Origin of the sequence: Herbiconiux daphne (genome assembly GCF_024979295.1) — a bacterium.
GTDB lineage: Bacteria > Actinomycetota > Actinomycetes > Actinomycetales > Microbacteriaceae > Herbiconiux > Herbiconiux daphnes.
In genome coordinates this window covers 145,383-168,203 of sequence record NZ_JANLCJ010000001.1, presented here as the reverse complement: position 1 = coordinate 168,203, position 22,821 = coordinate 145,383, and the positions used below count along the sequence as shown (strand labels likewise).

Sequence of the window (22,821 nt, the reverse complement as noted above, 5' to 3'; positions counted from 1 at the left end):
CGGCGCTCACGGTGCGTACTCCTGGATCGACCCGCGCGAACGATCGGTCAGCTCGGGGATGCGCCGTGTGAGTTCCTCGGCCGCGGCATCCGTGTCGATCGTGGTCAGACGGCCGTTCTCGACCACGACCCGCCCGTCGACCAGCACCGTCGTCACGTCGCTCGACTTGACGCTCAGCACGAGGGCCGCGGCCAGGTCGTGCATCGGCTGCAGGTGCGGTTTGCGCACGTCGATCAGCACGATGTCGGCACGGTAGCCGGGCAGCAGCGAGCCGAGCGAATCCTGCAGCCCGAAGGTCGCGGCGCTCTGCCGGGTGGCGATGTCGAGGGCGTGCGCCGAGGTGAGCCAGGTGGCGTCGAGCAGGGCGTCCTTCTGCTTGAGCGAGAGCATGCGCATGCTCTCGAGGACGTCGAGGGTGTTGTGCGACGCCGGCCCGTCGGTGCCGAGGCCCACGGTGATGCCCGCGTCGTGCAGCATCCGCACCGGGGTGGTGGTGTGCGCGTGCTTCATGTAGACCTTGGGGCACGACGCCACGGCGACGCGGTCGGCGTAGGGCACCAGCCACTCGAGGTCGCTCTCGACGATGCCGGCACCGTGGGCGATGATCGCCCCGGTCTCGAGGATGCCGGTGTCGTGCAGCACCTGCACCGGTGTCACGCCCCGCTTCGCCAGGCTCGACTCGGTCTGGCCCAGGCTTTCGGCCGCGTGGATGTGGGTGCGCACGCCGAGCCGGCGGGCGTGCTCGGCGGTGGTCACGAGATCGGCGTCGTCGACGGTGTAGGTGGCGTGCGGCCCCATGGCGGTGGTGATGCGGCCGCCCGCGGCTCCGTTCCAGCGCTCGGCGAAGGCGGCCGAGCGCTCGACGCCGGCCGGCCCTTCCGACGAGAAGAAGGTCGAGGCGAGCAGGCCCCTGGCGCCGCTCGCGGCCACGACCTCGGCGATCGCGTCGGTCGAGAAGTAGTGATCGGCGAAGTTCGTGACCCCCGCGAGCAGCATCTCGCCGACCGCGAGCTGCGCGCCGAGCATCACGTCGCGCTCGGTGAGGTTCACCTCCATCGGCCAGATGTGCTTGTTGAACCACTCGTTGGTCGGCACGTCTTCGGCCGACCCGCGGAACATCGTCATCGGCGAGTGGGTGTGCGAATTCATCAGCCCCGGAATGGCGACCTGGCCGTGGGCGTCGATGACGGCGGCCTGGGCGAGCACCGCGACCTCCACCTCGTGGGTGGGCACGACCCACACGATGCCCCCGTCGCGGATGCCGATGGCGTGGTCGGCGAGAAAGGTCGCCGTTCCCCGCGCCGCGGTGTCGTCACGGGGCAGGTCGGGGTAGCCGGGTGCCGGGCGGGTGGTGCGGGCGAGCACGGTCGCGTGCGTGATGACGGTGTCGACGGTGTCGGAGCCGCTCGCGATGGTGACCGAGTCGGCGTGCGCGCCGTCGTCGATCCGGGCGGTGCCGGTTCGGGCGGAGCCGGTTCGGTCGGTGCCGGTTCGGGCGGAGCCGGTTCGGTCGGTGCCGGTTCGGTCGGTGCCGGTTCGGTCGGTGCTGGTTCGGGCGGTGCCGGTCATGCGAGTTCCTCTCCTGCCAGCCAGCGCACCGTTCGGTCGAACAGCGGCCCGTAACCATCCCACTCCACGAACCCGGCCGGCGCCCAGTGCGGCGCGATGTCGGAGGTGAACGCGCCCGAGCGGCCCCGGCCGTAGTCGCCCACCACGAGCAGCGGATGCCCCGCGCAGGTCGCGAGCTCGGTGGCCGTCTCGCGCACCGTCACCTCGTTGAGGCCGAGCAGGTTCGGCCACACGGTCGGCAGCCCGGCGGTGATCGGGTGCGGGGCCCGGGTCTCGGCGGCCGCCCCGGCCGGCAGCTCGACCCGGTCGTCGCGGTCGAGCACCGTGACCGGCAGCGCCGCCGCCAGCGGGGTGCGCCCCCACCGCGCCTTCGCGTCGACCCCCGAGAACGTCATGTAGCCGCCCACCATGAGCAGTCCTCCGCCCTGCTCCACGAAACCGCGCAGGGCCTCGGTGCGGTCGGGCTGCTGCTCGGAGCGGGTGAACGTGGCCGGCGGCAGCTGGAACGTGTTCGCCCCGACATCCGACACCACGATCACGTCGGCGATCGCCCCGAGCTCTGCAGCCGTGCCCGGCACCCGGGTGGTGATCTCGTGGCACGGAACGTGGGTGACCTCGTGGCCGGCGGCGCGCAGGGCGGCGACGAACTCGACGCCTCCGAGGGTGAACTCGGAGGTCGTGAACGAATCGAACCCCTTCTGGTGGATGGAGTGGACGAACCACGATTCGCCGACGAGGAGCACACGGGTCACAGGCGGGCCTTTCCGGAAGGGGACGGGGAGGACGGGGAGGGGGGCGGAGCCGTGCTCGCGCGCACGACGAGCTCGACGGGGCACGGCGGCACCGCCGAGGGCGCGTCGCCAGCCACCAATTCGAGCAGGGTCTGGGTGGCCTGCCGCCCGATCTCGTCGACGGCCTGGCGCACGGTGGTGAGGGCGGGGGCGATGCGGCGGGCGAGTGCCACGTCGTCGAAACCGACCACCGAGACATCCGTCGGCACCGCCAGACCGGCGGCCGCGAGCGCATCGAGCACCCCGAAGGCCGCGAGGTCGTTCGAGGCGAAGATCGCGGTGGGCGACGGATGCCGCCTGGCCACCAGCTCGGCCGTGCGGGCGAACGCGGTGGCCTCGCTGAAGTCGCCCGCGAGCACCTCGGCGTCGGGGAAGACCTCGCGGAACCCCGCCACCCGCTCCTCGGCCGACCGCAGCCCGCTCGGCCCCGCGAGCACGGCCGCCGAGGTGTGCCCGAGGTCGCGCAGGTGTGCGCCGACGAGCCGCCCGCCCTCGCGGTTGTCGGAGGCGATCAGCGGGATGCCGTCGAGCCCTTCGACCCACTCGTCGGCCAGCACGATCGGGAACGACCGCGCCAGCTCGGCCAGCTGGTTGTCGCGCCGCAGCGACCCGGCCACATAGATGAGCCCGTCGATCGACCGCGAGCGCAGCAGGTTGAAGTAGCGCGCATCGCGGGCCGGCGCGCCGTTCGAACTGCTGAGCACCACGCCGTAGTCGTTCTCGTCGGCGGCGCGCTCCACCGCCACCGCGAGCCGGCCGAAGAACGGGTCGGACACGTCGGGCACCACCAGCCCGAGCATGAACGTCTTGCCGGCCTGCAACGTGCGGGCGGCCGAATGCGGCACGTAGCCGAGGGCGTCGATGGCGGCCTGGATGCGCTCGGCGGTCTCGGCGTTCACCGGCCGCTTCGCCGAGAGAGCGTGCGACACGGTGGTCATGCTCACCTGTGCCACCCGGGCGACGTCTTTGATCGTCGCCGAGCGCGGGCGTTCCGAGGTCATGGCAGAACTCTACCCATCCACAAAACGTTTTGCACGCACGATTCCGCCGCGATACCCTGCTGGAATGAACCGCATCACCGACATCGCCCTCTGGGACGGCGAGGCCCCGCGCGGCACGAGCACCCTGGAGTGGGCCCTCGACGGCACCGACGGCGTCATCACCGACGTGCGGCCCGCGGATGCCGCGACCGAGGCATCCGGCGAGTTCAGCGTCATCCCGGGCCTCATCGACACGCACGTGCACCTCGTGGGCAACGCGGGTTCGCGGCCCGCCGACTTCCTCACCTGGCCGCTCGTGACCCGGCCCGAGGAGCAGACGCTGCACGGCCTCGCCAACGCGATGACGGCGTTGCGCGCCGGCGTCACCACGGTGCGCGACCTCTCGGCCGACGACATCCAGTTCTCGATGCGGCGGGCGATCGACGACGCCGTCGTGGCGGGGCCGCGGGTGCTCGCGCACGGCATGGTGAGCATGACCGCCGGGCACGGCGACCTGTTCATCCCTCCGGCCTTCCCGCTGCGCAAACCGCTCGCCGACGGGCCCGACGAGTGTCGCAAGCTCGTGCGGCACTGGGCCAGAGCGGGGGCCGACGGCGTGAAGATCGCCACCAGCGGCGGCGTGCTGTCGGTGGGCGACAAGAGCGCCTGGCGCAACTACACGAGCGCCGAGATCGACGCGATCGTCGACGAGGCGCACGCGCTCGGCCTGCGGGTGGCCGCTCATGCGCACACCGCCGCCGGCATCGATGCCGCGCTCGAGCACGGGGTCGACTCGATCGAGCACGGCACCCTCCTCTCTCACGAGCAGGCCCGCCGCATCGTCGATGCGGGAATCACCGTCGCGCCCACCCTCTTGATCAACGACCGCATCGCGGGGGGCGAGAACGGCGTCTCGCCCGAGCAGTCGGCCAAGGCGGCCGAGCTGGTCGAGCAGCGCGACGCCCTGATGCGCGCGGCCGCCGACGCCGGCGTCGACTTCGTGCTGGGCACCGACGCCAACGGTCACCACGTGCGCTTCGGCGACCAGATGGCCGAGGTGCGGCTGATGGCCTCGATCTTCGGCTGGACCCCCGGCCGCGCCCTCGAGGCCGCGACGACCCGGGCCGCTCGGGCCATCGGCCGCGAGACGCGGGTGGGCCGTCTGACGCCCGGGCACCTCGCCGACTTCATCGTGCTGCGCGGCCGGCCGTGGGAGCAGATCGACGCGCTCGACACCGCGAACATCGTGGCCGTCGTCTCGCGCGGCCGCGTGGTGCAGGGCGAGCTGCCGGCCCGCGGCTGAGTCGGTCAGCACCCGTCAGGGGATGCGCCCGAGACCGTACTTGCGCCGCCGCACCATGACGAACGCCACGATCGAGGCGACGAGCCATCCGCCGAGCACGAGGTAGGGCTCCGGATGCGGGCTGCCGGGAAAGTAGGTGAGGTCGCGCAGCGCCCGCACGGTCGCGCCGGTCGGCAGCCACCGCCCGACGAACTCGAAGAACGGCGGCTGCAGCTGCGAGGCCACCGCCCCGCCCGACGACGGATTGCTGATCAGCACGAACAGCACCCAGGTCGGCAGGAGCGCCCACTGGCCGCCGATCGCCACCCGGAAGAAGCTGTAGACCGTTCCCGCCACGAAGACCGTCGCGGTGAGCACGGCCCAGACGGGCACGAACGGAAAATCGTCGAAGTGCAGGATCGGTCCGATGGTCAGGGCGACGATGCCGCCGACGAGCACCGCCCGCACGGCGTCCCAGGCGAGCTCGCCGCCGAGGGTCAGGTGCGGCGCGTTGACCCGGGTCTGCACGGCCCCGACGAAGCCGAGCACGATCGAGCCGAGGGCCACGTAGAACATCACCAGGCCGTTCGGGTCGTTGGGGTTCAGCGGGTTGAGGTCGGTGACGGTGATCGTGACGCCGAGCTTCTGGCCGAGGCTCGTCGCGTCGTCTTCGATCAACCGCGCCACCGACGCGCCCGAGGCGCTGGAGACGTAAAGGTCGGCCGCCGACGGGGTGCCCGCCGGGGCGCCATCGGCCGCTCCGGCCGAGCTGTCGAACACCGCGTAGATGAGCTGCTGCTCCACGGCGGCCTTCGCGGCGTCGAGCGACGGATAGCTCGACACGTCGAACGAGGTGCCGCTGACGTCTTCGAGCGCCTCTTCGAGCTGATCGGCGCTCATCGGCCCCGTCACCTCTCCGATCGGCACGTCGTGCGGCTGCGGATCGCCGAGCGCCAGGCTGTACGACGCCACGAAGAGCGCCGCGAACACCGCGACGATCAGCGCCACCACGAAGGCGGGGCGGTTGGGGCCCGAGACGAGGCCCCGCGCGAACGACCAGCCGCGGGCCGACGGCGAGGGAGCGACCATGCCCCACGGTACCCCGCGGCGCGATCGGCTCGACAGCGGCAATGCCGTTCAGTGAAGAAGTAACTAAGCTGGTTAGCGAATTGTCCGAGACGCGAACCGGAGGACTCGCCATGCCCCAGCCAGCCGATGTCAGCACCAGGCCCGACGAGGGCCCCCACTCCGCGGCGAACGGCCCGGTGCGGCCGGGCGACCGCGTGCGCCAGGTCGTGGTGGCCGCGAGCGCGGTGATCGCCGTCGTCGGCGCGTTCGTCGGCTCCGGGGCCGCCGGCGGAACGCCGATCCAGGATGCCGCGGGAGGCGCGCTCGGCGCCGACTCCACCCTGATCGCCCCCGCCGGTCCGGCGTTCTCGATCTGGAGCGTCATCTACGCCGGGTTGCTCGCCTACGCCGTGTGGCAGTTCCTGCCGAAGCAGACCGCCCGCGCCCGGCAGCGCGCCCTCGGCTATCCCGTGGCCGTCACCCTGCTGCTCAACGCCGCCTGGATCCTCAGTGTGCAATCGATCGTGCTCGACGGCACCGTCGGTCTCTACCTCGGCTGGGTCTGCGTGGCGACCGCCGCCAACCTCACCGCCGGACTGATGGTGGCGGGCTTCGACGGCTTCTCGTGGCCGCCCGACGGCTGGGGCATCGCCGTCGTCGTCGTGGCGGGCCTCGCCGGCATCGGCCTCGCCGCCTACGGCCGGGGCCGGCTGGCTCCCGCGCTCTCGTTGGCCTGGGGCCTCGCGTGGCTCGCGGTCTCGCGCACCACCGGAGAACTCGTCTCCGCCCCGGTGGCGTCGACGGCCGTCGCGACCGCGGCCGCCGTGCTCGTGGCGACCGTCGTCATCCGCATCGCCGCCGTGGCCGCAGCCCGGAAGGCGCGCGCATGACCGCTCGCCGCCGGTGGCTGGGCCTGGTGTTCATCAGCATCGCCGTCGCGCTCATCATCGTCGACTCCACCATCGTCAACGTCGCCATCCCGTCGATCATCGACGACCTGGGCATCACGTCGACCCAGGTGCAGTGGGTGCAGGAGTCGTACACGCTCGTCTTCGCCGCGCTGCTGCTCGTGTTCGGCACGCTGGCCGACCGCTACGGTCGCCGGCGCATCCTGCTCGTCGGCGTGGCCGTGTTCGCCGGCGCGAGCGTGTTCGCCGCACTCGCCCAGTCGGGCGACCTGCTCATCGGCGCCCGGGTCATCCAGGGCATCGGCGGCGCCATGGTGCTGCCCACCACGCTCTCGATCATCAACGCCACGTTCCGCGGCCGCGAGCGCGCGATCGCGTTCGCCGTGTGGGGCTCGACCATCGGCGGCATGACCGCGGTCGGCCCGCTGCTGGGCGGCTGGCTCACGACCTACTTCTCGTGGCGCTGGGCCTTCGGCATCAACATCCCCCTCGGTGTCGTCATCATCATCGGCATTCTGTTGTTCGTGCGGGAGTCGCGCGAACCCGCCGCCGTCGACGACACCGGCCGCCCGCTACCCGGCCGGCGGGTCGACGTCGTCGGCGCCGTGCTCTCGGTGATCACGAGCGCCACCCTCGTGTTCGGGTTGATCGAGGGCCGCACCTACGGCTGGTGGCTGACCGACACGCCACCGACGGTCGGCGGCGCCACCTGGCCGTTCGCCCTCTCGCCCGTGCCCGTCTCGTTCGCCGTCACCCTCGTCGCCGGCACGGCGTTCGTGCTCTGGGGCCGTCGCCGCCTGCGCCTCGGCCGCAGCACCATGCTCGCATTCGACCTCTTCCGCATCCCGAGCTTTCGCAACGGCAACCTCGCGGCGATGATCGTGTCGCTCGGCGAGTTCGGCATCATCCTCTCGCTGCCGCTGTGGCTGCAGAACGTGTTGGGCTTCGACGCCCTGCAGACCGGATTCATCCTCGTGGCGCTCGCCATCGGCTCGTTCGTGGCCTCGGGCTTCGCCGGCGCCTTCGGCAACCGCATCTCGCCCGTGGTCATCGTGCGGGTCGGTCTCGGCGCCGAGATCGTGGGCATCGCCGGCCTCGGCCTCGTGATCGCACCCGACACCGCCTGGGGCCTGCTCATCCCGTTGCTGTTCGTCTACGGCTTCGGCGTGGGCCTGGCCACCGCCCAGCTGACCGGCGTGGTGCTGAAAGACGTGCCGGTCGAGCAGAGCGGGCAGGGCTCCGGCACCCAGAGCACGGCGCGGCAGATCGGCTCGGCGCTCGGCATCGCCATACTCGGCACCGTGCTGTTCACCACCGCGTCGGCCCAGCTCGATGCGGCCCTCGCCGACAGCGGCGTGCCCGATGCCCAGCGCGATCAGCTCGTGTCGCAGATCGTCGACAGCTCGGGCGCGGCCATCGCCGGTCTCGAGAACGATGCCTCGATGGCCGGGGTCGTCACCGACGCCAAGGCCGCCTTCTCCGACGGCACGAAGTACTCGGCCTTCGCCGCCGCGGCCTTCCTGGCCGTCGGGTTCGCGGCCACCCTCTCGCTCGGCGGCGGGCGCCCGACGTCCCCCCAGCCCTCAGCCCGCCCCGAGGTGGAGCCGATGCGCCGCCGCACCACCTGACGCGCTCAGCGCGAGACGTGCTCGACGATGTGACGTGACACCACCGAGGCATCCGTCACCATCGTCTCGTGGCCGCGACCGGCGATCTCCACCAGCCGCGCCTCGGGAATCGTGCGCGCCACCACCTGCACCCACGCTCGCGGGCAGACGTAGTCGACCTCGCCCCGCACCACGAGCACCGAGGCCCGGATGTGCGGCAGCGACTCCTCCACCCGGTGCGCCAGCATCGTGCGCAGCTTCTTGAGATACCACCGCGGCCCGGTCTTGAGGTAGTGCACGAGCCCGATGCCGATCACGCGCGGGTGCTCGATGGCGAGGTCTTGCGCGAGCCGGGCGGCCTGCTGCCAGAGGGTGCGCTCGGTGGCGTTCACGGTCGGCGCGATCAACACCGCCCGGTCGAAGAGCTGCGGATGCCGCGCCAGTGCCTCGACCGCCACCTGCGACCCCATCGAGTGCCCGACGAGCACCGGGCGCTCGATGCCCTCGGCCTCGATGAAGTCGGCGATGAAGTCTCCGGATGCCGTCATGTCGAGCGGCTCCGAGGGCTCGGGTGCGTCGCCGAATCCGGGCAGGTCGACCGCGAGAACGCGCCCGCTGCGCGCGAGGTCGTCGGCCAGCTCACGAAAGTAGCGGTGCCCCATGCCGATGCCGTGCAGCAGCAGGAAGGTGCGGCCGGTCGGCCCATCGACCGACCCCCTCTCGGTGATGAGCATCGTGCGGCCGTCGCGCGTGAAGGCGCGGGCGGCGGGCGAGGTCATCGCCACAGCTTATGACGGAGAGCGAGGCGCGCGACGGGCGGCTCGGCGGGCGGCTCGACGAGGGGCGCGGCGAGCGGCCCGACGACCGGCCCGAGGACCGGCTCGACGACCGGCGCCGCGAGCAGCGCGGCCAGCGGCTCAGAGCGCGACGTGCGTCGACGCGTGCCGATCGCCCTGGCCGCCGGTCGCGCCCTCGGGCCGCGAGGGCGTCTTCGGGCCGGCGCCCGGGTGCGGCCCGAGGCGTTCGAACCGCACGGTGAAGGTCGTGCCCTGGGCGGCGCCCGGCGTCGGCACGGCCACCGATTCGACCTGGATCGTGCCACCGTGCGCCTCGACGATCGACGCCACGATGGCGAGCCCCAGACCGCTGCTGCCCGCCCGCCGCGAGCGCGAGGAGTCGCCGCGCGCGAAGCGCTCGAAGAGCTCGGGCACGAGTTCGGCCGTGATGCCCGGCCCGTTGTCGCTCACCCGCAGCTCCACGAACTCGCGGCCGTCATCACCCGTCACGAGGGTCACGCTCGTGGCGACATCCGTTCCGTCGGGGGTGTGCACGGCGGCGTTCGAGAGCAGGTTGAGCACGAGCTGGTGCATGCGCTCGCGGTCGCCCTGCACGAGGGCGGGCGCGTCGGGCACGTCGGCCGTCCAGTGGTGCAGAGGGGCCGACGCCTTGGCGTCGCTCACGACGTTGATGACGATCTCTCCGAGATCGATGTCGTCGAGATGGAGGTCTTGCCCCTCGTCGAGCCGGGCGAGCAGCAGCAGGTCGCTCACGAGCGAGTTCATGCGCTTGGCCTCGGCCTCGATGCGGGCCAGGGAGTACTCGGTGATGTCGGGCAGGTTCTCGCTGTCCTGCCGGGTGAGCTCGGCGTAGCCCTGGATCGACGCCAGCGGAGTGCGCAGCTCGTGGCTGGCGTCGGTGACGAACCGTCGCATGCGCTTGTCGGTCGCGGCCCGCACCGCGAGCGCGTCGTCGACGTGGGCGAGCAGCCGGTTGAGCGCGTCGCCCACCTTGCCGACCTCGGTGCGGGGGTCGGTGTCGGCCTCTCCCACGCGGGTGGTGATGGCGACCTCGCCGCGGTCGAGCGGCATCGAGGCCACTTCTGCCGCGGTGCCGACGACGCGGTCGAGCGGGCGCAGGGCCAGCCTGACCACCACGATCACGCCGAACACGATGATCAGCAGGGCCAGCACGGCCATGATCGACATCACCACGGTCTGCCGCACGACCGCGGCATCCACCGTCGCCATCGACACCCCGGCGATGAGCAGGTTGCCCTCGCTGTCGGTCTCGGTCGTCACGCGATAGCTGCCGAGACCGGGCAGATCGATGTTCTGGGGCGTGCCGGCCGTGAGGGTCGAGGCCTCGAGCTCGGCCACCACCGCCGGGGGCAGAGCGACCGCGTCGGACTCGGAGAACCGCGCCGAGTCGACGATCACACCGTCGTCTTCGAGGGCGATGATGGCGCCCGGCCCGTGCCCGGTGTAGTCGACGAACGGCTTCACATAGCCCGAGCCCGCGCCTGTGCCCGTGCCCGTGCCCGACGAGCCGGTGCCTGCCTGCGAGCCGGTTCCGGATGCCGCGCCCGCACCGTTGCCGTTGCCGTAGCGCAGCTTCTCGACCGAATGGCGCAGCGCCGACATCGACCCCGTGAGCTGGGTGTCGACCACCTTCGTGATGGAGGCGTTCAGCGAGGCCACGCTCGCGATGCCCACCACGAGCAGCACCACGGCCACGATCGCCGCCGTGCCCACCACGAGCCGGCGGCGCAGGCTCCACGGGCGGCGCCCGAGCGGGCCGCCGGAGGGGTGGGTGGAATCGGGCGCGGCCGGGCCACCGGCGAACGAGCCCCGGCTGGCCGTCATTCGGCCGGCCTCAGCACGTAGCCCACACCGCGAACCGTGTGGATCATCGACGGGCGGCCCGCGTCGATCTTCTTGCGCAGATACGAGACATAGAGGTCGACAATGCTCGCCTTGCCCGCGAAGTCGTAGTTCCAGACCCGGTCGAGGATCTGCGCGCGCGAGAGCACCCGCCGCGGGTTGCGCATGAGGTAGCGCAGCAACTCGAACTCGGTGGTGGTGAGCGCGATCGGGTCGCCGCCCCGGTTGACCTCGTAGCTCGTCTCGTCGAGCAGCAGATCGCCCACCACGATGCGCGAATCCTCGTCGGACGTGGTCATCATCGACCGCCGCAGCAGGCCACGCAGCCGGGCGACGAGCTCTTCGAGACTGAACGGCTTGGTCATGTAGTCGTCGCCCCCGGCGGTGAGGCCGATGATGCGGTCGTCGACCGAGTCGCGAGCGGTGAGGAAGAGGGTGGGTGAACTCTGCTCGACCTCCCGCAGCTGCTTCAGCAGCCGGATGCCGTCGGTGTCGGGCAGCATGATGTCGAGCACCACGACGTCCGGCCGCTGGTCGCGGTAGCGCTGCAGGGCACTCGCTCCGTCGTGCGCCACCTCCACCACCCAGCCCTCGTAGGCGAGGGCCAGCGAGACGAGGCTGGTGAGGGCGACCTCGTCGTCGACGAGCAGCACGCGGATGGCCGTGCCGTCGGCGCGGTACATGCGCGGCAGCTTCGCCAGCACCGCTCGGCGGCGCCCGGAACTGACGAGCTCGTCAGAGACAGGGGAATCCACCATTTCTCCATTGTTCGCTCGCTCGCGCGTGCGGCTCCACGAAACGACCCGATTCATAGAGACCTCAAATGTTTGCACATCAGACACCTGAGCACGGGTCGTAACGTCGCCGCATGACCCACAGCAAGGCCCTCCGGCACCCGACGACCTGGCCGGCGAGCGAGTCCTCCGGCCGCGCGTCACCCCTGCCTAGACGACTGCGCGACGCCCTCGCGTCGGCCGGCATCCGGCGCCCCCGCTTCACCCGTGGTGCCCGCACGGAGCGGCCCTTCGACGCCCCGGTTCTGCGCACCGCGCGGCTGGTGCTGCGCCCGCACCGGATGTCGGACGCCGACGCCTGGTTCGAGCTGCAGTCCGACCCGGAGGTGTCGAGGTTCTTGCCGTGGCCCCGGCGCGACCGGCGCCTGTCGGCCCGCCACCTGCACGACCGCACCGGCCACACGCGGCTGTGGCAGACGAACGACTTCCTGGCGCTCGCCATCGAGAAGGACGGCCGGCTGATCGGCGACGTGTCGCTGCACCTCAGGGCGGTCGGGCCGGCCGACCGCTCGGTCGAGATCGGCTGGGTGCTCGATCCGTCAGAGGCCGGCAACGGCTACGCCACCGAGGCCGCCCGCGCGATGCTCGAGTTCGCGTTCGGCGTCGTCAAGGCACGCGGGGTCACGGCCGTCACCGACCGCCGCAACATCCCGTCGGTCGCGCTGGCGAAGCGGCTCGGCTTCGTCGAGGTGCAGGCGCCGCACGCCGGTGCGACGCCCGCCGACGCGGTGTTCCTGCTCGCGCGGGGCGCCCACGAGGCGGCGGTCGCTCTCGAGGGCGAATCGCTTCACCGCGCTGCGCCCGATCGAGGCACTCGCCACAGGTGATTCACCTGCCGGCCACCGGGAGTTCAATTGGGTTTCGTGTTCGGCCGATGGGCTGGTCGAGGCATCCGGGGCGGGTGCCGTCCTCACGAGCACGGAGCACGAAATGGCGTTCAACGCACACACCAGCGGGGGTCGGCGACGCTCGCTGATCATCGCCTCGGCGGCCCTTCTCGCGGCCGCGAGCATCAGCCTTCCGGCGGCGGCCTTCGCCGACACCGGCGACGACCTGTCGGTCAACGGCGGCGCGACCCGCAACTCGACCGACAACGACACCAAGGCGCAGGCGCTGCGCGACTCGATCGTCGACGGCCCGGCCAAGAACGTCATCCTGCTCATCGGCGACGGCATGGGCGACTCCGAGATCACCATCGCCCGCGACTACGCCTACGGCGCCGCCGGGTCCCTTCCGGGCATCGACGCCCTGCCGCTCACCGGTCAGTACACGACCTACTCGCTCTTCAAAGACGGCGACATCAAGGGCAAGCCCGACTACGTGCCCGACTCCGCAGCAACGGGCTCGGCCTGGGCAACCGGCACGAAGACCTATGACAACGCCATCTCGGTCGACATCAACGGCGCGCCGCAGAACACCCTGATCGAGATCGCGAAGGCCAACGGGCTGAAGACCGGCAACGTGTCGACCGCCGAGATCCAGGATGCGACGCCCGCGGTTCAGATCGCGCACGTCGACGCCCGCAGCTGCTACGGCCCCGACAGCGCCACCTGTGGTGACGACGCCCTCGTGAACGGCGGCCTCGGCTCGATCAGCGAGCAGCTGCTCGACACCCGCGCCGACGTCACGCTCGGCGGCGGCTCGGCGAGCTTCGAGCAGACCGCCAAGGCCGGCCAGTGGAACGGCGAGACCCTCTTCGCCCAGGCGGAGGACCGCGGCTACCAGCTCGCCGACGACGCCGCGAGCCTCGCCGCCGTCACGAAGGCCGACCAGACCGAGCCGCTGCTCGGCCTGTTCACGCCGGGCAACTTCCCCACCCGCTACGCGCCCACGCCGGCGACCGTCGGTGGCGCGGATGCCGCTCCCGTCACCTGCCAGCCGAACCCCGAGCGCCTCGACACGGGCCTCTCGCTCGAGTCGCTGACCGACAAGGCCATCGGCCTGCTGAACACGGGCGACGACGACAAGGGCTTCTTCCTGCAGGTCGAGGGCGCCTCGATCGACAAGCAGGACCACGCCGCCAACGCCTGCGGCCAGATCGGTGAGACCCTCGACCTCGACGAGGCCGTTCGCGCGGCCCTCGACTTCGCCGAGGCCGACGGCAACACGCTCGTCATCGTCACCGCCGACCACGCCCACTCGAGCCAGATCGTCGACTCCACCCCGCCGACCAGCCTCAGCGCCGCGCTCACCACGGTCGACGGCACCACCCTCAAGGTGTCCTACGGCACCGCAGCACTCGGCGGCTCGCAGCAGCACACCGGCACCCAGCTGCGCATCGCCGCCTACGGCCCGGGCGCAGCCCAGGTCGTCGGCCTGACCGACCAGAGCGACAACTTCTTCACCATGGCGAACGCGCTGGAGCTGAACCGCGACACCGCGTCGCTCAGCTCGGGTGCCAAGGCCACGCTGTCGGCGACGACGGTCGAGCCCGGCGCGGAACTCGACCTCGCGGCATCCGGCTTCAACGGAGACCGCCAGCTCGGCTCAGAGGTCGGCTCGACCGACCTCGGTTCGCAAGACGTGATCGACGGCACGGCGGGCTACACCTTCACCGCACCGACCGAGCCGGGCAGCTACAGCCTGACGCTCACCGGGCGCCAGAGCGGCAAGGTCGTGACGGTCGCGTTCGCGGTCGCCGCGGCCGACCCGTCGAGCCCGGCGCCCACGACGACGGCGCCGGCCGCGATCGTCGGCTCGGGCAGCGGTTCCGGCGGCTCGGGCGCCTCGGCTCTCGGGTCGACCGGTGCGGTCGTGGCCCCCATCGCGGTGCTCGGCGGGCTGCTGCTCGCCGCGGGCGCGGTGCTCGTGCTGCAGCGCCGTCGCCGGCACCACGCGGCCTGACGCCGGCCCTCAAAGCCCGCATCACGCGGACAACGACAAGCGTCGCGTTCACCAACCTCGTATTCGCAGGAGGTGGGCGCGACGCTTGTCGTTGTCCGCGGCCCGGTTAAGGCGGTGGGAGACTCCCCCGTAGAATCGATGTCGTGTCCAAGGTCTTGAGCAGTCTTCCCGTCGGCGAGCGCGTCGGCATCGCCTTCTCCGGAGGTCTCGACACCTCCTGCGCCGTCGCGTGGATGCGCGAGAAGGGCGCTGTGCCGGCCACCTACACGGCCGACATCGGGCAGTACGACGAGCCCGAGATCGACAAGGTGCCGGGCCGCGCGCTCGAATACGGTGCCGAGATCGCCCGCCTGGTCGACGCGAAGGCGGCGCTCGTCGAAGAGGGCCTCGTGGCGCTGGCGTGCGGTGCGTTCCACATCCGCTCGGGGGGCAAGACCTACTTCAACACCACGCCGCTCGGGCGCGCGGTGACCGGCACGCTGCTGGTGCGCGCGATGAAGGAAGACGGCGTCGACATCTGGGGCGACGGCTCCACCTACAAGGGCAACGACATCGAGCGGTTCTACCGCTACGGCCTGCTCGCGAACCCGCGCCTGCGCATCTACAAGCCCTGGCTCGACTCGCAGTTCGTCTCGGAGCTCGGCGGCCGCACCGAGATGAGCGAGTGGCTCGTGGCGCGCGGGTTCCCATACCGCGACTCCACCGAGAAGGCCTACTCCACCGACGCCAACATCTGGGGCGCCACCCACGAGGCGAAGCGGCTCGAAGAGCTGAGCTCGGGCCTCGAGATCGTGGAGCCGATCATGGGTGTGGCCTCGTGGCGCGACGACGTCGAGATCGCCACCGAGGTCGTGACCGTGCGCTTCGAGGCCGGCCGCCCGGTCGCCCTGAACGGGCAGGAGTTCACCGACGCCGTCGCCCTCGTGCTCGAGGCCAACGCCATCGGCGGCCGCCACGGCCTCGGCGTCAGCGACCAGATCGAGAACCGCATCATCGAGGCCAAGAGCCGCGGCATCTACGAGGCGCCCGGCATGGCCCTGCTGCACATCGCCTATGAGCGGCTGCTCAACGCCATCCACAACGAAGACACCATCGCCAACTACCACGCCGAGGGCCGCCGGCTCGGCCGCCTGATGTACGAGGGCCGCTGGCTCGACCCGCAGTCGCTCATGCTGCGCGAGTCGATCCAGCGCTGGGTCGGTTCGGCCGTCTCGGGCGAGGTCACGCTGAAGCTCCGCCGCGGCGACGACTACACCATCCTCGACACCACCGGCCCCGGCCTCAGCTACCACCCCGACAAGCTCTCGATGGAGCGTGTCGGCGACGCCGCCTTCGGCCCCGACGACCGCATCGGCCAGCTCACCATGCGCAACCTCGACATCGCCGACTCCCGCGCCCGCCTCGAGCAGTACGCGGCGGCCGGCATCGTCGGCGGCGCGACGGCCGCCCTGGTGGGCGAGCTCGAGCAGGGCGAGGCCGACGAGATCTTCGAGAGCGCGCCGGGCACGGCCGCCGACGAGGCGCTCGAGCGGGCGACCGACCTGGCCTCCGAGGGTGCGGCGTTCGACGCCGGAACCGACTGATCCCGGCCTCGTCGGCTCACCGCATCCGGCCGCCTCTCGTGCCATGACCCGCTACGTCGCCCTCCTCCGTGGGGTGAACGTCGGCGGCGTCACCGTGAGGAGCGCCGACCTGGCCGCTCTGTTCACCGAGCTCGGGTTCGGCGCCGTGAAGACGGTGCTCGCCTCGGGCAACGTGCTGTTCGACACGGATGCCGCGGACGCGGCTTCGGGGTCGGCGGGTTCGGGCTCGGCGGGTTCCGGGTCGGCGCGCGCCGCGGCATCCGTGAAGCAGACGATCGAGCTGGGTCTTCGCGACCGTTTCGGCTACGACGTCTGGATCGTGCTGGTCGAGCACGCGGCGCTGGCGGCGATCGTCGACGCGTTCCCCTACGACGAGGTCGACGGCATGCAGCCCTACGTGGTGTTCGGGTCGGATGCCGCCGTGCTGCGCGACGTGGCGCGGTTCGCGGCCGAACTCGACCCCGCCACCGACGGCGAGCGCGCCGAGCCGGGCGACGGCGTGCTCTATTGGGAGGTGCCGAAGGGCCACAGCGTCGACACCGCGCTGGCGAAACACCTGGCGAGGCCGGCCCTCAAGTCGTCGACCACCACCCGCAATCTCCGCACTCTGCGCAAGTTGCTCTAGCCTTCCCGCGCACGCGATCCCCCTCGCCCGCCGGCGCCTTGCTTGCCGGCGTCGCGCACCCTCGCGCGCCCTCGCGCGCCTCGGCACATCGTCGGTATTCGCTCTTGCTAAGTACCGGTAGTTGGCGTTACTATCTACTGGTAGTCAGCAACACCGAGTAGATGAGGAGGGCGCCATGGCGAAGCAGATGACCGAGATGCTCAAGGGCACGCTCGAGGGCATCGTGCTCGCGATTCTGGCCGTGCAGCCGGCATACGGCTACGAGATCACGGCGAGGCTGCGCGATCAGGGCTTCTCCGACATCGTCGAGGGCACCGTGTATGCGCTGCTGGTGCGCATCGAGCAACGGGGGCTCGTCGACGTGGCGAAAGTGCCGTCGGAGAAGGGCCCACCGCGCAAGGTCTATTCGCTGAACGCTTCGGGGGCCGAATACCTCGAGGAATTCTGGCGGTCGTGGAGTTTTCTCGCCGGCCGGATCGAGCACCTGCAGCACCAGATCGACAACCACCCCCACCCGAACGAGAGCGCGGATCAGCCGCGCGAAGAAGGAGAGTAATCATGGCCGTGAAATGGATCGAAGCCCTCACCGGGTCACTCGAGCAGAAGAAGCAGTACAAGCAGTCGATGGCCCGCGTCGAGGCTCTTCCCGAGCCCTACCGCGCCGCTGCGAAAGCGTTCAACCGCTACTTCCTCTACTACGCCGGCGTCACCGACGGCGACACGCTCGTCACGATGATCGGCGACCATGCCGACCTCTGGGAGCGCGCGGCGGTCGACGGCACACCGGTGCGCGCCATCGTCGGCGACGACCCCGTCGAGTTCGCCGAGGAATTCGCCCGCGCCTACTCAGGCACCCAATGGATCGACAAAGAACGCAAACGCCTCACCGACGCCATCGATCAGGCCACCGCCGCCGAGGCGTGAGGCCGTTCGAGAAACGGAGAACCATCATGACCACCGACCACGCCCTCGAACCCGCCATCCGGGTGCAGGGCATCACCAAGTCGTTCAAAGACCTGCATGTGCTGCAGGGCGTCGACTTCGACGTCGCCGCCGGCAGCATCTTCGCCCTGCTCGGCTCGAACGGAGCCGGCAAGACCACCCTCGTGCGCATCCTGTCGACCCTACTCAAGGCCGATGAGGGCAGCGCGACCGTGCACGGCTTCGACGTCGCCACCCAACCCGGCGACGTGCGGGAGTCGATCAGCCTCACCGGGCAGTTCGCCGCGGTCGACGAGGTGCTGACCGGCCGCGAGAACCTCGTGCTCGTCGCCCGGCTGCGCCACCTGAAGAGTCCGGGAGCGATCGCCGACGACCTGCTCGCCCGGTTCTCGCTCACCGACGCCGGCAACCGCAAGGCCGCGACCTACTCCGGAGGCATGCGGCGGCGCCTCGACATCGCCATGAGCCTGATCGGCAACCCGCCGATCATCTTCCTCGACGAGCCCACCACCGGACTCGACCCGCAGGCCCGCATCGAGGTGTGGCAGACGGTGAAACAGCTGGCCGGCCGCGGCACCACGGTGCTGCTCACCACGCAATACCTCGACGAGGCCGAGCAGCTCGCCGACCGCATCGCCATCCTGCACCGCGGCACCATCATCCAGAGCGGCACCCTCGCCGAGCTCAAGCGGCTGCTGCCGCCCGCCAAGGTCGAGTACGTCGAGAAGCAGCCGTCGCTGGAAGACGTGTTCCTGTCGCTGGTCGGCGAACCGGATGCCGCATCCGCCACCGTCACGCCGTCACGAAAGGACCTCCGATGACCACCCACGTTCTCAGCGACACCGGCGTTCTGACCGGTCGCTCGCTGCGCCACATCCTGCGCAGCCCCGACACCATCATCACCACCGCTGTCACACCGATTGCGCTGATGCTGCTGTTCGTGTTCGTGCTGGGCGGGGCGATCAGCACCGGCTCCGACCAGTCCTACGTCGACTACATGCTGCCCGGCATCCTGCTGATCACCATCGCGTCGGGCATCGCCTACACCGCCTACCGGCTCTTCCTCGACATGCAGGGGGGCATCTTCGAGCGGTTCCAGTCGATGCCGATCGCGCGGTCGAGTGTGCTCTGGGCCCACGTGCTCACCTCGCTCGCCGCCAATCTCGTGTCGGTCGCGATCGTCACCGGCGTCGCGTTCATCCTGGGCTTCCGCACGGGAGCGTCGTTCGGGGCCTGGCTCGCGGTGGTCGGCATCCTGGTGCTGTTCACCCTCGCCCTGACCTGGATCGCCGTGATCGCGGGCCTCTCAGCGAAGACCATCGACGGGGCCAGCGCGTTCAGCTACCCGCTGATCTTCCTTCCGTTCATCAGCTCGGCCTTCGTGCCCACCGATTCGATGCCGGGGCCGGTCGCCTGGTTCGCCGAGAACCAGCCCGTCACCTCGATCGTCGACACCATCCGGGCCCTGTTCGCCGGAGAGCCCGTGGGCGCCGACATCTGGATCGCGCTGGCCTGGCTCGTCGGCATCCTCGTCGTCGCCTACGCCCTGGCCATCGTGCGCTACCGCCGCAAGATCAGCTGAGCGGGCACGGATCCGCGAAAGCGCTGGACTCCTTCGGTTGCACTCCGTAGCCTGAGCGCAACCGAAGGATGAGGTGGTCGCGGTGAAGAAGCCCGACAAGACCCGTGTCATCGAATACGACCACCCCGGCGATGCCGACGTGTTGCAGAGTCGCGTTCGGCCCCTGCCGCCACCTGGACCGGGAGAGGTCACCGTCGAGGTGATGGCCGCCGGCATCAGTCACATCGACGCCTTCATCCGCAGCGGCACCGAGACCGACTGGGCCGACGGGTTCCCTCGGGGCTCGGGCAGCGACTTCGCCGGAGTGGTGGTGGCGTCGGAAGACAAGCGATTCAGTCGTGGCACGGATGTCGTGGGGCACGTGCGGTGCGGAGCGCACGCCACCTACCTCACCGTGCCCGGTGCCGCGCTCGTGCGAAAGCCTGCGGCGGTGTCCTGGGAAACCGCCGGAGGCCTCTACCTCGCCGGAGTCACCGCGCTCGACACCCTCGACGACCTGCGGATCGGCGAGGGCGACACGGTCGTCATCTCGGCGGCAGCGGGCGCCGTCGGAAGCATCGAGGCGCAGATCGCCCGCTCCCGGGGCGCCACCGTCATCGGAACCTGCGGCGACCGCAACTTCGACTACCTGCGACAGCTCGGCATCGTGCCGGTGAAGTACGGCGAGGGGATCGCCGACCGCATCCGCGCGGCCGCCCCCAAGGGCATCACGGCGTTCATCGACAACTACGGGCAGAACGGCCACGAGCTGGCCCGCGAGCTCGACGTGCCCGATGCCCGCTACCGGTCGAGCGCCGACCGGCGCGACCGGGAGCTCGCCCTGCTGCGCGACGATCCCGAGTCGGTGGCGCACGGCACGCGTCAGCTGCAGACCCTGGTCGATCTGGCCGAGAAACACTCGTTCAGCCTGCTCATCTCGGGCTTCTACCCGATCGGCGACGTCGGTCTCGCCTATGCCGATCTGCAGAAGCTGCACTCGCGCGGAAAAGTGGTGCTCGGCACCCACCCCGTCTCCACCTACCGGCCGCTCAAGGCCAGAGATGTGGCCGACGCCCGGGATTGACGGGCAGTCGCGACGTGCCTCGCGAACGGCGAGGGGTGGGTGTCGCCCGGCGCGGGAGGTCGGGTGGCCGCGGGAGGGGTGCCGTTTGGCTGCGGGAGGGAGGCCGTTGGCCGCCCACCCGCGCCTCGGGAGGCCGAAACGGCCTCCCGACGGCCAAGTGGCCTCCCGAACGTGGGGGCAGCCGCCGCCCCCGGGCCAGGTCGGGCACGGGCCCAGACTCGGGGCTCGGGCCGGGCCAGGTCGACTCGGGCCGGGTCAGGCCTCGGCGGCCTGACGGGCGCGGTAGGCCAGCACGTTCATGCGGTTGCCGCAGTTGCCGACGTCGCAGTAGCGCTTCGAGCGGTTGCGCGAGAGGTCGATCAGCACGGCGTCGCAGTCGGATGCCTCGCACTCGCGCAGACGGTCGGTCTCGTCGGTGCGGATCACGTCGATGAACGCCATCGCCACCTCCACCCGCATCCGCGTGGCGAGCGGGGCCTCGGCTGCCGTGGCGTGCAGGTGCCAGTCCCAGTCGCCGTGGCGCACCAGCTGCGGCAGGGCGTTCGCATCGCGCAAGATGCGGTTCACGAGCTCGACGGCGGTGTCGCGGTCGACCTCCCAGAACCGGTGGAACTCCCGCCGCAGGGCGCGCACCTCGTCGAGTTCCGCCTCGTCGTGGTCGCGTCGGCCAGAGTATTCGTGCCCGTCGAGCAGCCGTTCGAGCGAGTCGACATCGGTCAGCTCGTCGTCGCGCGAATGGGATGCGCCTGGCAGGGTGTTCACGAGGGCGCTCGCGAACACCAGGGTCGCCTCGGTGTCATAGGCAAAGACCATGTTGACTCCTGACTTCGTGGGTCGGTAGTGTCATTAGCGTAATAGCTTTCACTCCTGACAGGCGAGTGAACCCCCGCACCGCACGACCGACTCCTCCAGGAGGCGCCATGAGCGACCACCACGCCCACACCGGCGCTCGTCGTGCCACCGGGCTGCTCTTCGCCATCGCGGCCGCGGCCGCCTTCGGCACCAGCGGACCGTTCGTCAAGCCGCTGCTCGACGCAGGCTGGTCGCCCTCGGCCGCCGTCGCCGTGCGGGCCGGTGCCGGTGGGCTCGTGCTGCTGCTCCCGGCGCTCGTCGCACTGCGCGGGCGCTACCGGCTGCTCGCCGAGAGCTGGAAGCTGCTGCTGGCCTACGGTTTCGTCGCCGTCGTCGGGGCCCAGGTGTTCTATTTCGCGTCGATCGAGCGAATGCCGGTGGGCATCGCGCTGCTCATCGAGTACACCGCGCCCATCCTGCTCGTGCTGCTGGCTTGGGCCCGCACCCGGGTACCTCCGGCCGTTCTCACCATCGTCGGCGCCGTGCTGAGCATCATCGGACTGGCGCTCGTGATCAACCCCTCGGGCGACGGCGGCATCGACCTGCTCGGCCTCATCTTCGCCCTGGCGGCGGCCGTCTGCCTCGCCGGCTACTACCTCATCTCGGCGATGCCGTCGGGCGACCTCCCCCCGGTGACCCTGGTGAGCGCCGGTCTGCTCATCGGCGCGGCCGGACTGGCCGCAGTGGGGGCGACCGGCTTGCTGCCCTTCACCGCGTCGTTCGACGACGTGGTGCTGCCGGGCTTCGGCCAGGTGTCGTGGATGGTGCCGATGGGCGTCATCGTGCTCGTCGCCACGGCCTTCGCCTACCTGTCGAGCCTGCTGGGGGCGGTGCGGCTGGGCTCGCGCGTGGCGTCGTTCGTCGGCTTGATCGAAGTGCTGTTCGCCGTGCTCTTCGCGTGGTTGCTGCTCGGCCAGGTGCCCACGATCCTGCAGGCGCTGGGCGGCGCGTTCATCGTGGCCGGCGTGATCTTCGTGCGCCTCGAACGCGAGAAGGGTGCGCCGCTCGATCTCGCACCCGAACCGGCGGCGGTCGCGCGCGACGTGTAGGCCGCGTTCACCGCCCCGACGCCACTCGCTCGCTCACCCACCGCCGGTGCAGGTTCCACGGGTCGCCCACGCCCGCGCTCAGCACCCGGATGTGCTCGAGCAACTCGTCGTTCACCTCGAACCACTCGCCGCCGGCCCGATGCGCCGCGAACTGCGCGTGCCGGTGCTGCTCGAGCGCCCGGTCGCCCCGCTCGAAGGCGAGCACCTCGTCGTAGAGCAGCTGGGCGAGCCGCCCGCGCGGGTTGCTCGACGTGCCGATCTTGATGAGGTCACCACGACGGATGTAGTAGACCACGTCGACCCGCCCGGCCCCCAGATCGTAGTCGGGGCGATCGCCGAGGTTCCACTCGCACACCGCACACAGCCACCCCGAGGGGTAGTGCACCCCGAGCCGCGAACCGCACGCCGCGCAGGGAACGGGCGCGACATCCGTCACCCCCACCTCACCCACGACGTGCTCGTAGGCCTGCAGCAGGTGTCGCGTGCACAGCGCGAGCGGTGCGGATGCCTCGACCTCGCGCCCGCACGCGCTGCCCCCCGCCTCGACGATGCAGCACCGACCCGGGCTCGCCACGGCGTCGTGCTTCTCTGCCGTCGTCACGCCCACCTCCCGCCGCTCGTC

The 22,821-nt window shown here is 71.0% G+C and carries 22 protein-coding genes; 13 read left to right on the top strand and 9 right to left on the bottom strand.

Annotation, left to right across the window (positions count from 1 at the left end):
• Window positions 1–6: 6 nt before the first annotated feature.
• The 3 genes from N1032_RS00835 to N1032_RS00825 are packed head-to-tail and all read right to left on the bottom strand — an operon-like array spanning window position 7 to window position 3,361.
• Window positions 7–1,569, bottom strand: coding sequence for an amidohydrolase (locus tag N1032_RS00835; protein ID WP_259536857.1), 1,563 nt, complete (start codon window positions 1,567–1,569; stop codon window positions 7–9).
• Window positions 1,566–2,321: a glutamine amidotransferase gene (locus tag N1032_RS00830; RefSeq protein ID WP_259536856.1), complete on the bottom strand. Its 756-nt coding sequence runs from the start codon at window positions 2,319–2,321 to the stop codon at window positions 1,566–1,568. Before N1032_RS00830 ends, N1032_RS00835 begins: the two co-directional genes overlap by 4 nt.
• Window positions 2,318–3,361, bottom strand: coding sequence for a LacI family DNA-binding transcriptional regulator (locus N1032_RS00825; RefSeq protein ID WP_259536855.1), 1,044 nt, complete (start codon window positions 3,359–3,361; stop codon window positions 2,318–2,320). Before N1032_RS00825 ends, N1032_RS00830 begins: the two co-directional genes overlap by 4 nt.
• A 64-nt stretch (window positions 3,362–3,425) precedes the next feature.
• Here N1032_RS00825 and N1032_RS00820 point away from each other — a divergent pair, with 64 nt between their 5' ends.
• Entirely contained in the window at window positions 3,426–4,643 is a 1,218-nt protein-coding gene (locus N1032_RS00820) for a metal-dependent hydrolase family protein (RefSeq protein ID WP_259536854.1), read from the top strand.
• A gap of 15 nt (window positions 4,644–4,658) precedes the next feature.
• Here N1032_RS00820 and N1032_RS00815 read toward each other — a convergent pair whose 3' ends face one another.
• Entirely contained in the window at window positions 4,659–5,711 is a 1,053-nt protein-coding gene (locus N1032_RS00815) for an ABC-2 transporter permease (RefSeq protein ID WP_259536853.1), read from the bottom strand.
• Window positions 5,712–5,821: 110 nt separating this feature from the next.
• Between N1032_RS00815 and N1032_RS00810 the strand changes: the two genes are divergently transcribed.
• Both N1032_RS00810 and N1032_RS00805 read left to right on the top strand, forming a co-directional pair.
• Window positions 5,822–6,580 carry a tryptophan-rich sensory protein gene (locus N1032_RS00810; protein WP_259536852.1) on the top strand — a complete coding sequence of 253 codons (759 nt, stop codon included), beginning with the start codon at window positions 5,822–5,824 and terminating at the stop codon, window positions 6,578–6,580.
• Window positions 6,577–8,226 (top strand): MFS transporter, encoded by a 1,650-nt coding sequence (locus tag N1032_RS00805; protein ID WP_259536851.1) that lies wholly within the window; start codon window positions 6,577–6,579, stop codon window positions 8,224–8,226. The genes N1032_RS00810 and N1032_RS00805 overlap by 4 nt, the downstream gene beginning before the upstream one ends.
• A 5-nt stretch (window positions 8,227–8,231) precedes the next feature.
• Here N1032_RS00805 and N1032_RS00800 read toward each other — a convergent pair whose 3' ends face one another.
• The 3 genes from N1032_RS00800 to N1032_RS00790 form a co-directional block, all read right to left on the bottom strand.
• Window positions 8,232–8,984: an alpha/beta fold hydrolase gene (locus N1032_RS00800; RefSeq protein ID WP_259536849.1), complete on the bottom strand. Its 753-nt coding sequence runs from the start codon at window positions 8,982–8,984 to the stop codon at window positions 8,232–8,234.
• Window positions 8,985–9,122: 138 nt separating this feature from the next.
• Entirely contained in the window at window positions 9,123–10,847 is a 1,725-nt protein-coding gene (locus N1032_RS00795) for a sensor histidine kinase (RefSeq protein WP_259536848.1), read from the bottom strand.
• Window positions 10,844–11,623 carry a response regulator transcription factor gene (locus N1032_RS00790; protein WP_310795905.1) on the bottom strand — a complete coding sequence of 260 codons (780 nt, stop codon included), beginning with the start codon at window positions 11,621–11,623 and terminating at the stop codon, window positions 10,844–10,846. The genes N1032_RS00795 and N1032_RS00790 overlap by 4 nt, the downstream gene beginning before the upstream one ends.
• Before the next feature lie 110 nt (window positions 11,624–11,733).
• Between N1032_RS00790 and N1032_RS00785 the strand changes: the two genes are divergently transcribed.
• The 9 genes from N1032_RS00785 (at window position 11,734) to N1032_RS00745 (ending at window position 20,298) form a co-directional block, all read left to right on the top strand.
• Window positions 11,734–12,486: a GNAT family N-acetyltransferase gene (locus N1032_RS00785; RefSeq protein ID WP_259536847.1), complete on the top strand. Its 753-nt coding sequence runs from the start codon at window positions 11,734–11,736 to the stop codon at window positions 12,484–12,486.
• A 103-nt stretch (window positions 12,487–12,589) separates the two neighbouring features.
• Window positions 12,590–14,503, top strand: a complete 1,914-nt coding sequence (gene phoA, locus N1032_RS00780; protein ID WP_259536842.1) for an alkaline phosphatase — start codon at window positions 12,590–12,592, stop codon at window positions 14,501–14,503.
• Between the two features lie 143 nt (window positions 14,504–14,646).
• Window positions 14,647–16,086: an argininosuccinate synthase gene (argG, locus tag N1032_RS00775; protein ID WP_259536841.1), complete on the top strand. Its 1,440-nt coding sequence runs from the start codon at window positions 14,647–14,649 to the stop codon at window positions 16,084–16,086.
• On the top strand, window positions 16,058–16,711 hold the full coding sequence (locus N1032_RS00770) for a DUF1697 domain-containing protein (protein WP_259536837.1): 654 nt from the start codon (window positions 16,058–16,060) through the stop codon (window positions 16,709–16,711). Before argG ends, N1032_RS00770 begins: the two co-directional genes overlap by 29 nt.
• 175 nt (window positions 16,712–16,886) lie before the next feature.
• Window positions 16,887–17,267, top strand: coding sequence for a PadR family transcriptional regulator (locus N1032_RS00765; protein WP_259536836.1), 381 nt, complete (start codon window positions 16,887–16,889; stop codon window positions 17,265–17,267).
• A gap of 2 nt (window positions 17,268–17,269) precedes the next feature.
• Complete coding sequence (locus N1032_RS00760; protein ID WP_259536835.1) at window positions 17,270–17,635, top strand: DUF1048 domain-containing protein; 366 nt, start codon at window positions 17,270–17,272, stop codon at window positions 17,633–17,635.
• A 26-nt stretch (window positions 17,636–17,661) separates the two neighbouring features.
• The gene (locus tag N1032_RS00755; RefSeq protein WP_259536834.1) at window positions 17,662–18,474 is read left to right on the top strand and encodes an ABC transporter ATP-binding protein; all 813 of its coding nucleotides are present in this window, start codon (window positions 17,662–17,664) and stop codon (window positions 18,472–18,474) included.
• On the top strand, window positions 18,471–19,235 hold the full coding sequence (locus tag N1032_RS00750; RefSeq protein ID WP_259536831.1) for an ABC transporter permease: 765 nt from the start codon (window positions 18,471–18,473) through the stop codon (window positions 19,233–19,235). Before N1032_RS00755 ends, N1032_RS00750 begins: the two co-directional genes overlap by 4 nt.
• Before the next feature lie 82 nt (window positions 19,236–19,317).
• A complete protein-coding gene (locus tag N1032_RS00745; protein ID WP_259536830.1) occupies window positions 19,318–20,298 on the top strand; it encodes an NADP-dependent oxidoreductase in 981 nt (326 codons plus the stop codon).
• 255 nt (window positions 20,299–20,553) lie between these two features.
• Here N1032_RS00745 and N1032_RS00740 read toward each other — a convergent pair whose 3' ends face one another.
• Entirely contained in the window at window positions 20,554–21,111 is a 558-nt protein-coding gene (locus N1032_RS00740; RefSeq protein ID WP_259536828.1) for a CGNR zinc finger domain-containing protein, read from the bottom strand.
• A gap of 107 nt (window positions 21,112–21,218) precedes the next feature.
• Between N1032_RS00740 and N1032_RS00735 the strand changes: the two genes are divergently transcribed.
• Window positions 21,219–22,199, top strand: a complete 981-nt coding sequence (locus N1032_RS00735) for an EamA family transporter (protein WP_259536826.1) — start codon at window positions 21,219–21,221, stop codon at window positions 22,197–22,199.
• A 7-nt stretch (window positions 22,200–22,206) separates the two neighbouring features.
• Here N1032_RS00735 and N1032_RS00730 read toward each other — a convergent pair whose 3' ends face one another.
• Window positions 22,207–22,800, bottom strand: coding sequence for a GIY-YIG nuclease family protein (locus N1032_RS00730; RefSeq protein WP_259536825.1), 594 nt, complete (start codon window positions 22,798–22,800; stop codon window positions 22,207–22,209).
• Between the last annotated feature and the right edge of the window lie 21 nt (window positions 22,801–22,821).